This window comes from Pseudomonas sp. 18058 (assembly GCF_902706155.1).
GTDB lineage: Bacteria > Pseudomonadota > Gammaproteobacteria > Pseudomonadales > Pseudomonadaceae > Aquipseudomonas > Aquipseudomonas rustica.
Genome location: NZ_CACSJY010000095.1, coordinates 1 through 11,677 on the forward strand (window position 1 = coordinate 1; position 11,677 = coordinate 11,677).

Consider the following 11,677-nt stretch of genomic DNA (forward strand, 5'->3'; position numbering starts at 1 on the left):
AATTCTTCAACAACTTCAACCACTTGCGCTTCAGATCTCTCGTCAGCGGGAGGCGAATTCTACAGCGTTACACGCTGCTGTCAACACCTCTTTTTCAACTTCCTTTTGGCTTCGATGAACTGAAGCACTTGCTGCCGAAACCTGCATAACCCATTGAATCTCAAGGAGTTTTCCGTTTCGACTGCGCCGGAAGTGGGGCGAATTATAGACGTCTGGAATTTGCCGTCAACGTCTATTTTCATATTTCTGTCACATTGGTCAAAAAAGCCCGCAAACACGAAGGCCGACCCCAAGGGGTCGGCCTTCGTTGCCCTGCCCTTCTACTTACAAGCTAGGGAAGGCGAACTGCGAAGCCTCGTGGCTCGCACGCTGCGGCCAGCGCTGGGTGATCGCTTTGCGACGGGTGTAGAAGCGCACGCCGTCCGGGCCATAAGCGTGGAGGTCGCCAAACAGCGAACGCTTCCAGCCGCCGAAGCTGTGGTAAGCCACCGGTACTGGCAGTGGCACGTTGACGCCAACCATGCCGACTTCGATCTCGTCGCAGAACAGACGCGCCGCTTCACCGTCACGGGTAAAGATGCAGGTGCCGTTACCGTATTCGTGATCGTTGATCAGTTGCATTGCCTCTTCCAGGCTGTTCACGCGAATGATGCACAGTACCGGGCCGAAGATCTCTTCTTTATAGATGCGCATTTCCGGGGTGACGTTGTCGAACAGGCAGCCACCGAGGAAGAAGCCTTCTTCATGACCAGCGACGCTGAAACCACGGCCGTCGACCACCAGGGTCGCGCCCGCTGCCACGCCGTCATCAACGTAACCGCTGACTTTGTCGCGCGCCTGACCGGTGACCAGTGGGCCCATGTCCAGACCGCACGAAGTGCCGGCACCGATTTTCAGCGCCTGAATCTGTGGCACCAGTTTCGCCACCAGCGCATCCGCAACCTGGTCGCCAACACACACGGCAACAGAAATCGCCATGCAACGCTCGCCGCACGAACCGTACGCCGCGCCCATCAGTGCGCTGACCGCGTTATCCAGATCGGCATCCGGCATCAGTACTGCATGGTTCTTCGCGCCGCCCAGTGCCTGCACGCGTTTGCCGCGCTTGGTGCCTTCGGCGTAGATGTACTCAGCAATCGGCGTCGAACCAACGAAGCTCAGCGCTTTGACTTCCGGCGCTTCGATCAACGCGTCCACGGCAGTCTTGTCACCGTGCACCACGCTCATTACGCCTTTCGGCAAACCGGCTTCCAGCAGCAACTGAGCGATCAGCAATGTCGAGCTCGGGTCACGCTCGGACGGCTTGAGGATGAAGCAGTTGCCGCAGACGATCGCCAGCGGGTACATCCACAGCGGCACCATGGCCGGGAAGTTGAACGGGGTGATACCGGCAACGATGCCCAGTGGCTGGAAGTCCGACCATGCGTCGATGTTCGGGCCGACGTTGCGGCTGTACTCGCCCTTGAGGATTTCCGGGGCGGCGCAGGCGAACTCGACGTTCTCGATGCCGCGCTTCAGTTCACCGGCAGCGTCTTCGAGGGTCTTGCCGTGTTCTTCGCTGATCAGTTGCGAGATGCGCGCTTCGTTCTGCTCGAGCAGTTGCTTGAAGCGGAACATCACCTGGGCACGTTTGGCCGGTGGCGTGTTGCGCCAGGCCGGGAACGCAGCCTTGGCGGCATCGATGGCTTTCTGGATGGTTTCGCGGGTGGCCAATGGCAGCTTGTGGATAGCCTGACCGGTGGACGGGTTGAACACATCAACCGCGCGACCGTTCTCAGTCACCAGTTCGCCATTGATCAAATGCGGGATAACGCTCATCGAAAACTCCTGATTTTTTGTTCAGCGGGCGCCCATTGAAGGGCGCCTTCTATATATAGGTAGCTTTGTGGGGGAGCCGGATGTCTTTGGCGCTCTTCAGAACGCCTTCGCGAGCAAGCTCGGCTCCCACAGGTTCTGCGTGGAATCAGTCGAGCTTGTTCAGCACTTCGCCGACCGCGTCAAACAGACGATCGAGGTCTTGCGGCTTGCTGTTGAAGGTTGGGCCGAACTGCAGGGTGTCGCCGCCGAAACGTACGTAGAACCCGGCTTTCCACAGAGCCATGCCCGCTTCGAACGGACGCACGATGGCGTCGCCGTCACGACCGGCAATCTGGATCGCACCGGCCAGGCCGAAGTTACGAATGTCGATGACGTGCTTGGAGCCTTTCAGGCCATGCAGCGCGTTTTCGAAATGCGGCGCGACTTCCGCGACGCTCTGCACCAGGTTTTCCTTTTGCAGCAGGTCGAGTGCCGCCAGGCCAGCGGCGCAAGCCACCGGGTGCGCCGAGTAGGTGTAGCCGTGCGGGAATTCCACGGCGTATTCCGGCGTCGGCTGATTCATGAACGTCTGATAGATCTCAGAGCTGGCAATCACCGCGCCCATCGGGATCGCGCCGTTGGTGACTTGCTTGGCGATGCACATCAGATCCGGGGTCACGCCGAAGGTGTCGGCGCCGAACATATTGCCGGTACGACCGAAACCAGTGATCACTTCGTCGAACACCAGCAGGATGTTGTGCTGATCGCAGATCTCGCGCAGACGTTTCAGGTAACCCTGTGGCGGTACCAGCACGCCAGCGGAACCGGCCATCGGTTCAACGAATACGGCAGCGATGTTCGAAGCATCGTGCAGCTCGATCAGCTTCAGCAGCTCATCGGCCAGTGCGATACCACCCTGCTCCGGCATGCCACGGGAGAACGCATTGCTCGCCAGCAGCGTGTGCGGCAGGTGATCGACGTCCATCATCGACTGACCGAACAGTTTGCGGTTGCCGTTGACGCCGCCGAGGCTGGTGCCGGCGATGTTCACACCGTGGTAACCACGGGCACGGCCGATCATTTTGGTTTTGGTCGCCTGACCTTTCAGGCGCCAGTAGGCACGCACCATTTTCACCGCGGTGTCGGCGCACTCGGAGCCCGAGTCAGTGAAGAACACGTGGTTGAGGTTGCCCGGGGTCAGCTCGGTGATTTTCTCGGCCAGCTGGAACGACAACGGGTGACCGTACTGGAAGCCCGGCGAGTAATCGAGGGTGCCCAACTGCTTGGAGACCGCTTCCTGAATTTCCTTGCGGGTGTGACCGGCGCCGCAGGTCCACAGACCGGATAGCGAGTCGTATACCCGGCGGCCCTTGTCGTCGATCAGCCAGCTGCCTTCGGCGCCAACGATCAAACGCGGATCGCGCTGGAAGTTACGGTTGGCGGTGTACGGCATCCAGTGCGCATCCAGCTTCAGTTGGCTGGCCAGTGGCGACTGAGCGTTTTCAGGCATGTTCATCGGGCAAAACCTCGCAGGGCATAAGCGTCAGGGAGATAAAAAGCGTTGTTGCAGCTAAATTGCCACGGCGATAAAGTCGGTGAAATCCAACTCTTCTAACCTTCAGTTAGAACTTTGCTAAACAATGAGAACAATAAGATGAGCAGTCGCCGCCCCGATCCGCTGGCCCAGGTCAGTGACTTTGATATTCGCCTGCTACGGATCTTTCGCAGCGTGGTCGAGTGCGGCGGCTTCTCGGCGGCGGAAACCGTGCTCGGCATCGGTCGCTCAGCGATCAGCCAACAGATGAGTGATCTGGAGCAGCGCCTCGGTTTGCGTCTATGCCAGCGTGGTCGCGCCGGATTTTCGCTGACCGAGGAAGGACGCGAGGTCTATCAATCGGCGTTGCAACTATTAAGTGCGCTGGAAAGTTTTCGCACCGAGGTCAACGGCCTGCACCAGCATTTGCGCGGTGAGCTGATCATCGGCCTGACCGACAACCTCGTCACCCTGCCCCACATGCGCATCACCCACGCCCTCGCGCAGTTGAAGGAACGCGGGCCGGATGTGCAGATTCAGATCCGCATGATTGCGCCGAACGAAGTCGAGCAAGGTGTGCTCGATGGCCGCCTGCATGTCGGCGTGGTGCCGCAGGCCAGTGCGTTGTCGGGACTGGAATATCAGCCGCTGTACAGCGAGCGTTCGCTGCTTTATTGCGCGGTCGGGCATCCGCTGTTTTACGTTGATGACAAGCAACTGGATGACGAGCGCCTGAACAGTCAGGACGCGATTGCGCCAACGTTTCGTTTGCCGGCGGATATTCAGGCGCATTACCAGGCGCTCAATTGCACGGCCAGTGCTTCTGACCGTGAGGGCATGGCGTTTTTGATTTTGACCGGGCGATACATTGGTTATCTGCCGGATCATTACGCCAGCCTTTGGGTGCAGCAGGGGCGTTTGCGTGCCTTGAAAGCAGGGACGCGGTTTTACGATTTGAGTCTGGCATCGGTCACGCGCAAGGGGCGGCGCCCTCATTTGGTGCTGGAGAGCTTTTTGGAGAGTTTGGCGGCGACGCGTTGATCGGGATTGCGATGTTGGTGAAGTACAGCAAGATCAAGGGATCGCAGCCTTCGGCAGCTCCTACAGAGAAAATAAGTTGAGCAAGTGGACAGGTTTTTGCAGAGGGGGAATTACTTCGTTCCTTTGATAAGAAGCCTTAAGCCATGCAGCCAGATTCCGCACCGTCCAGCGACCTGATCTACGGCCTCAACGACCGCCCCAAACCACTCGCCGCAACGCTCGCAGCGCTGCAACACGTGCTCGCCAGTTTCGTCGGCATCATCACCCCGCCGCTGGTGATTGGTTCGGCGCTGGGGCTGACCGCTTATCTGCCTTACCTGATCAGCATGGCGTTGATGGTGTCGGGCGTCGGCACCTTTATTCAGGCGCGGCGGCCGTTCGGCATCGGCGCCGGGATGATCTGTCTGCAAGGCACCAGTTTCGCCTTTCTCGGCGCGGTACTGTCGGCCGGATTTCTGGTCAAGCAACGCGGCGGCAGCCCGGAAGACATTCTGGCGATGATCTTCGGCGTGTGCTTTTTCGGCGCGATCGTGCAGATCGTCCTCAGCCGTTTCATCGGGCAATTGCGTCGAGTCGTTACGCCGCTGGTGACCGGGATCGTCATCACCCTGATCGGCATCAGTCTGATCAAAGTCGGTATCACTGATCTCGGAGGCGGTTTCAATGCGCCGGACTTCGGTGCGCCGGGCAATCTGGCGCTGGGCGTGTTTGTGTTGCTGACGATCATTCTGCTCAACCGCTCCAATACACCCTGGGTTCGTTTGTCGGCGATCATCATCGGACTGTTGCTCGGCAGTCTGGCCGCGTGGTTCAGTGGGAAACTGGTGCCGCAGCCATTGCCTGACTTGCCGCTGGTGAGTTTTCCTACACCGTTCAAGTTCGGATTCAGCTTCGACTGGACAGCTTTCCTGCCGGTCGCGCTGATTTATCTGATCAGCACCATCGAAACCGTCGGTGACCTCACCGCCAATTGCATGCTCGCTCGTCAGCCGATCAGCGGCCCATCTTATATAAGCCGCCTGCGCGGTGGCGTGCTCGGTGATGGCGTGAGCTGCATGATCGCCGCGACCTTCAGCGCTTTCCCCAACACCACGTTTGCGCAGAACAACGGCGTGATCCAGTTGACCGGCGTCGCCAGCCGCTACGTCGGGCTGTACATCGGCGCGATCCTGTTTTGTCTCGGCTTGTTTCCGATGATCGGCGCGGTGCTGCAACAGATTCCGAAACCGGTATTGGGTGGCGCGACTCTGGTGATGTTCGGCGCGGTGGCCGCGGCCGGCGTGCGCATCCTCGCGCAGTCGTCGCTGGATCGGCGCAGCATGCTGATCATCGCCACTTCGTTCGGCGTCGGCCTGGGCATCGCCGCACAACCGAACCTGCTGCACCTGCTGCCGAAACTGGTGCAAAACCTGTTCGACTCGGCGATCACCAGCGGTGGCCTGACCGCCATCATCCTGTGCCTGTTGCTGCCGGAGTCGAAAACCGAAGCCACTGAAACCCACGCGCCGCTGAACAAGATCGAACAGGCGTAACGGTTTTATCGCGCAAAGACTTGTCGGATGCCTGTGGGTGCGCTATCAACGCAACTGGTTGCACCCACAGACAAACCCGGAAGTGCCTATGACCTTTGAAGTCCCAGCCCATGGCGGCAAACCCGCCAGCCGCATTCGTCAGAAAAACGAAGAGACCATTCTCAAAGCCGCCGAAGACGAGTTCGCCCGTCACGGGTACAAAGGCACCAGCATGAACACCATCGCCCAGAATGCCGGGTTGCCCAAGGCGAACCTGCATTACTACTTCACCAACAAACTCGGTTTGTACGTGGCGGTGCTGAGCAACATCATCGAGCTGTGGGACAGCACCTTCAACACGCTCACCGCCGAGGACGATCCGGCCGAGGCGCTGACCCGCTACATCCGCGCCAAGATGGAATTTTCCCGTCGCCAGCCGCAAGCCTCGCGAATCTTTGCGATGGAAGTGATCAGCGGCGGCGAATGTCTGACCGAATATTTCAATCAGGATTACCGCGCCTGGTTCACCGGCCGTGCGGCAGTGTTTCAGGCGTGGATCGATGCCGGCAAAATGGACGCGGTTGATCCGGTGCACCTGATCTTTCTGTTGTGGGGCAGCACTCAGCATTACGCTGACTTTGCCACGCAGATCTGCCGAGTCAGCGGTCGCAGCAAGCTGACCAAGCAGGACATGGAAGACGCCGGCAACAACCTGATCCGCATCATTCTCAAAGGCTGCGGCCTCACTCCTTCTCTATAAGACGTTTATGCCTTTCACCCTCAGCGGTTTTTGCGAGTACCGCGAAGAGATTCGCAAAAGCCGCTTTATCACCTTCGCCACACCGATCGGCAGCCCTGCTGATGCGCAGGCGTTCTTTGAACAGCACAGCGATTTGAATGCTTCGCACAATTGCTGGGCTTGGAAACTTGGCGATCAATATCGCAGCAATGACGACGGCGAGCCGGGCGGTACTGCGGGGCGCCCGATTCTGGCGGCGATTGAAGCGCAGGATTGCGATCAGGTCGCGGTGCTGGTGATTCGTTGGTACGGCGGGATTCAACTGGGGACTGGCGGGTTGGCCCGCGCGTATGGCGGTGGGGCGAACAAGTGTTTGCAGACGGCGGCGAAGGTTGAGTTGATCAGTCGGGTGGCGTTGAGTTGTGCTTGCGGGTTTGCCGAGTTGGCGTTAGTGAAGTTGCGCGTGGCGGATTTGGGTGGGCTGGTTGTTGAAGAGAATTTTACGGCGAATGGGGTTGAGTTGAGGTTGGCGGTGGGGGAAACGCAGATTGCGGTGTTGCAGGGGCAGTTGGCGGATTTGAGTCGGGGTCGGATTTTGTTGGAGCGGTGAAGCAAGGTCAAAAGATCGCAGCGTGCCGCAGCTCCTACAGATCCATTGTTGTCGTTAATTTTGTGTCACGGCGTTTTTAGGCTGCGATGTTTTGGGGCGGATGCGAAATTTCATATTCCGCAAACTTGCCCACATCTGCTGTGCACCCGACTGTGGATAACCTGAGCACATAACGCTGTAACCCTTCTGTAACGTGGCTTTACGCGGTTTGTTCACTTTTCGTTCAATTTGCCCGACGAAATGTAATTTCCAAGCAGAAACAATCAGTTAGCCGCGTTTATCACCATTAGAAGAAAGCACCACAGTGCTTATGCCCGGCGTTTCGGCTTGCGCACAATAACTGTGGAGCAACCTGTGGATAACCCGTTTATGACCGCCGCAGTCGCAGGTTCTGCCTAGCTCCCAAGGGTTTGCTCGTTTTTTGATCAGTTGCCGCCGGGCAAAACTGGAGCCCGATCAACGGCTTTGCTCCGAATTGGTGCTGCAAATCCTGCCGATTTTCAGCGCAATGCTCTGCGCCGAGCGCTGCCACCCGCAGCCCGCTCGGGTTCCTGACTCAATGGCCAGGAAATTGCTTTATCCACAGGCACAACTCCAAGCAAGTCGAGCCTGTCATGCCAATTGCTTCTACTCCTGCGCGCCTGCAACTGCGCCACATCAGCAAACGCTACCCCGGTTGTCTGGCCAACGACGCCATCGACCTGAGCATCGCGCCCGGTGAAATTCACGCACTGCTCGGTGAAAACGGCGCGGGCAAAAGTACGTTGATGAAGATCATCTACGGCGTCACCCAGGCCGACGCCGGGGAAATGCTTTGGCAGGGCCAGCGAGTCAACATTCGCAATCCGGCGCAGGCGCGGCAGTTGGGCATCGGTATGGTGTTCCAGCATTTCTCGCTGTTCGAAACCCTCAGCGTCGCGCAGAACATCGCGCTGGCGATGGGCGCCAAGGCTGGCACGCCGAAACAACTGGAACCGAAAATTCGTGAAGTGTCGCGCCGTTATGGCATGGCGCTGGAGCCGGAGCGACTTGTCCACAGCCTGTCGATCGGCGAACGCCAGCGCGTGGAAATCATCCGTTGCCTGATGCAGGACATTCGTATGCTGATTCTCGACGAACCGACGTCGGTACTGACGCCGCAGGAGGCCGACGAATTGTTCATCACCCTGCGCCGTCTCGCCGCCGAGGGCTGCAGTATTCTGTTTATCAGCCATAAACTCGGCGAAGTTCGCGCGCTGTGTCACAGCGCGACGGTTCTGCGCGGCGGGCGCGTGGCCGGGCATTGCGTGCCGGCCGAATGCTCGGATCAGCAGTTAGCGCAGTTGATGGTTGGCGAAGCGGCGGCGTTGATTGGTGACTATCCGAAAGTCAGCGGCGGCGCGGCGTTTTTGCAGGTGAAGGGCTTGAGCTGGCACAACCCGGATCCGTTCGGCTGCTCGCTGACGGGAATTGATGTGCAGGTACGCAGCGGTGAGATCGTCGGTATCGCCGGGGTTGCCGGTAATGGTCAGGATGAGTTGCTGGCCCTGCTCAGCGGCGAACAAACCTTGCCTCGGGCGGAAGCTGCAACCATTCGATTCGCCGAGCAACACGTCGCCGATTTACGCCCGGACGCGCGACGCAAATTGGGCCTGGCGTTCGTCCCCGCCGAGCGCCTCGGTCACGGTGCGGTGCCGGAATTGAGTCTGGCCGATAACGCTCTGCTCACCGCGTTCCAACAAGGCTTGGTCAGCCACGGTTTGATCGAACGCGGCAAAGTCGAAGCCCTCGCCCAACAAATCATTCAGCGCTTCGGCGTGAAAACCCCGGACGCGCAAACCGCTGCGCGCAGCCTGTCCGGCGGCAACTTGCAGAAATTCATCCTCGGCCGGGAAATCCTTCAGCAACCGAAACTGCTGATCGCGGCGCACCCGACCTGGGGCGTCGATGTCGGCGCCGCCGCGACCATCCACCGTGCGTTGATCGCGTTGCGCGATGCCGGCGCGGCGATTCTGGTGATTTCCGAAGACCTCGATGAATTGTTCCAGATCAGCGACCGCCTCGGCGCGTTGTGCGGCGGACGCCTCTCGGCGCTGCACAACACCACCGATACGCAACTCAGCGACGTCGGCGGCTGGATGGCCGGCCAGTTCGACAACCCACCTTCTGCCGCCACGGTTTAACGGAGTTTTACTCATGCTGCTTTCCCTCGAACCCCGTGGCCAGCAATCGCGCGTGATGCTGTGGTGCTCGCCGTTACTGGCGGCGGCGCTGACGCTCGGTTGCGGCTCGCTGCTGTTTATCGCCCTCGGTCACGACCCGCTGCAAACCTTGCACACGCTGCTGATTTCACCGGTCAGCGATTTGTATGGCGTCTCCGAATTACTGGTCAAGGCGCTGCCGATTCTGCTCTGCGCACTGGGCTTGGCAGTGGCCTATCAGGCGCGGATCTGGAACATCGGCGCCGAAGGTCAATTGCTCCTCGGTGCCCTCGCCGGCAGTGCGTTGGCGGTGAACATCATCGACATGCAAAGCCGTTGGGCGCTGGTGTTGATTCTGCTCACCGGCACCCTCGCCGGCGCGGCGTGGGCCGGGCTGACCGCGTGGTTACGCACACGTTTCAACGCCAATGAAATCCTCACCAGCATCATGCTCAATTACATCGCGCTGAATCTGCTGCTGTTCTGCGTGCACGGGCCGCTGAAGGATCCGGCCGGATTCAACTTTCCCGAGTCGGCGATGTTCGGCGACGCCAGCCGTTTGCCGTTGTTGATGGAGGATGGCCGCGTGCACGCCGGGGTGTATTTCGCCCTGCTCGCACTGGTCGCGGTGTGGGTGTTGTTGCAGAAAAGCTTTGTCGGTTTCCAGATCAAAGTGCTCGGGCTGGACAAGCGTGCGGCGGGGTTTGTCGGCTTTCGCGAGAAGCGTTTGATCTGGCTCGCGCTGTTGATCAGCGGCGGTTTGGCCGGGCTTGCCGGTGTCTGCGAAGTCACCGGCCCGATAGGTCAACTGGTGCCGCAGGTGTCGCCGGGGTATGGCTATGCGGCAATCACCGTGGCGTTTCTTGGCCGACTGAATCCGATCGGGATTCTGTTTTCCAGCCTGTTGATGGCGCTGCTGTACATCGGTGGCGAGAGCGCGCAAATGACGATGAATCTGCCGCAAGCAATCACCCAGTTGTTTCAGGGCATGATGCTGTTTTTCCTGCTCGCCTGTGACGTGCTGATCCTCTATCGGCCACGCCTGAATCTGCGCTGGGTGAAGCGCTCGTCGACCACCGCCATAACCGCTGGAGCGCTGTGATGGATATCGATCTGTTGAGCAATATTTTCTACGCCATGGTGCGTTGCGGCACGCCGCTGTTGCTGGTGGCGCTGGGTGAGCTGATCTGCGAGAAGAGCGGCGTGCTCAACCTCGGGCAGGAAGGGATGATGCTGTTTGGCGCGGTGATCGGTTTTATCGTCGCGCTGAACAGCGGCAACCTGTGGCTTGGCGTGTTGTTGGCGATGTTGGCCGGGATGTTGTTGTCGTCACTGTTTGCGCTGGTGGCGCTGGTGTTCAATGCCAATCAAGTGGCGACCGGTTTGGCTCTGACGATTTTTGGTGTCGGGCTGTCGACGTTTGTCGGCGCGGCCTGGGTGGGCAAACCGCTGGCGGGTTTTGAGCCGTTGGCGATTCCTTATCTGAGTGAAATTCCGCTGATCGGGCGGATGCTGTTTGCGCAGGATCTGCTGGTGTATCTGTCGTTCGCGCTGTTTGCGTTGGTGGCGTCGGTGATCATCAAAAGTCGTGTCGGGTTGATCATTCAAGCAGTCGGCGAGAACCCGGATGCGGCCAGTGCGATGGGCTTGCCGGTGTTGACCGTGCGTACTCTAGCGGTGCTGTTTGGTGGAGCGATGGCCGGGTTGGCCGGGGCTTATTTGTCGCTGGCGTATACGCCGATGTGGGCGGAAAACATGACCGCCGGGCGTGGCTGGATCGCGTTGGCGCTGGTGGTGTTTGCCAGTTGGCGGGTGTGGCGGTTGTTGCTCGGGGCGTATCTGTTTGGCCTCGCCAGCATCCTGCATTTGGTCGCGCAGGGGTTGGGGCTGGCGATTCCGTCGAGTTTGCTGGCGATGCTGCCGTACGTGGCGACGATTTTGGTGTTGGTGTTGTTGTCGCGGGATGCGGTGCGGACGCGGTTGTATGCGCCGGTTTCGTTGGGGCAGCCTTGGCAGGCGGGGCATTAGTGCGGTGATTTCAATGGCCCTATCGCTGGCAAGCCAGCTCCCACAGGTTCAGTGGTGATCACAAATTTTGTGCACGGCACAGACACTGTGGGAGATTCTATGGTTGCGAACAACGTTTTTTAGGCAGTTTTGCTGACGTATGCTTTCTCGCTCTTCAGCAGCGCGTATGCAATACGCGCGAGTTTACGTGACAAAATCACCAGCGCTTCAGTGGTGGCCTTGCCCTTGTTTCGATGA

At 59.2% G+C, this 11,677-nt stretch carries 9 protein-coding genes and 1 pseudogene; 7 read left to right on the forward strand and 3 right to left on the reverse strand.

The window, feature by feature from the left end:
• Nucleotides 1-324: 324 nt before the first annotated feature.
• Both GVL50_RS27690 and GVL50_RS27695 read right to left on the reverse strand, forming a co-directional pair.
• Nucleotides 325-1,818, reverse strand: coding sequence for a CoA-acylating methylmalonate-semialdehyde dehydrogenase (locus GVL50_RS27690; RefSeq protein WP_159815752.1), 1,494 nt, complete (start codon nt 1,816-1,818; stop codon nt 325-327).
• A gap of 145 nt (nt 1,819-1,963) precedes the next feature.
• Nucleotides 1,964-3,313, reverse strand: a complete 1,350-nt coding sequence (locus GVL50_RS27695; protein WP_159815753.1) for an aspartate aminotransferase family protein — start codon at nt 3,311-3,313, stop codon at nt 1,964-1,966.
• 138 nt (nt 3,314-3,451) lie between these two features.
• On the opposite strand from GVL50_RS27695, the gene GVL50_RS27700 reads away from it, so the two are divergent.
• The 7 genes from GVL50_RS27700 to GVL50_RS27730 all read left to right on the forward strand — a co-directional run bounded on the left by GVL50_RS27700 (nt 3,452) and on the right by GVL50_RS27730 (nt 11,440).
• The gene (locus tag GVL50_RS27700) at nt 3,452-4,372 is read left to right on the forward strand and encodes a LysR family transcriptional regulator (protein ID WP_053116962.1); all 921 of its coding nucleotides are present in this window, start codon (nt 3,452-3,454) and stop codon (nt 4,370-4,372) included.
• Nucleotides 4,373-4,515: 143 nt separating this feature from the next.
• The gene (locus GVL50_RS27705) at nt 4,516-5,904 is read left to right on the forward strand and encodes a uracil-xanthine permease family protein (RefSeq protein WP_159815754.1); all 1,389 of its coding nucleotides are present in this window, start codon (nt 4,516-4,518) and stop codon (nt 5,902-5,904) included.
• 88 nt (nt 5,905-5,992) lie between these two features.
• On the forward strand, nt 5,993-6,643 hold the full coding sequence (locus tag GVL50_RS27710; protein WP_008088675.1) for a TetR/AcrR family transcriptional regulator: 651 nt from the start codon (nt 5,993-5,995) through the stop codon (nt 6,641-6,643).
• Nucleotides 6,644-6,650: 7 nt separating this feature from the next.
• The gene (locus GVL50_RS27715) at nt 6,651-7,232 is read left to right on the forward strand and encodes a YigZ family protein (protein WP_159815755.1); all 582 of its coding nucleotides are present in this window, start codon (nt 6,651-6,653) and stop codon (nt 7,230-7,232) included.
• Nucleotides 7,233-7,846: 614 nt separating this feature from the next.
• A complete protein-coding gene (locus GVL50_RS27720; protein ID WP_159815756.1) occupies nt 7,847-9,394 on the forward strand; it encodes an ABC transporter ATP-binding protein in 1,548 nt (515 codons plus the stop codon).
• Nucleotides 9,395-9,407: 13 nt separating this feature from the next.
• Nucleotides 9,408-10,514 (forward strand): ABC transporter permease, encoded by a 1,107-nt coding sequence (locus GVL50_RS27725; protein ID WP_159815757.1) that lies wholly within the window; start codon nt 9,408-9,410, stop codon nt 10,512-10,514.
• Entirely contained in the window at nt 10,514-11,440 is a 927-nt protein-coding gene (locus GVL50_RS27730; protein ID WP_159815758.1) for an ABC transporter permease, read from the forward strand. The genes GVL50_RS27725 and GVL50_RS27730 overlap by 1 nt, the downstream gene beginning before the upstream one ends.
• 119 nt (nt 11,441-11,559) lie before the next feature.
• Here the strand turns inward: GVL50_RS27730 and GVL50_RS29220 are convergent.
• Nucleotides 11,560-11,677 (reverse strand): annotated as a pseudogene (locus GVL50_RS29220) (IS110 family transposase); the annotation flags it as partial.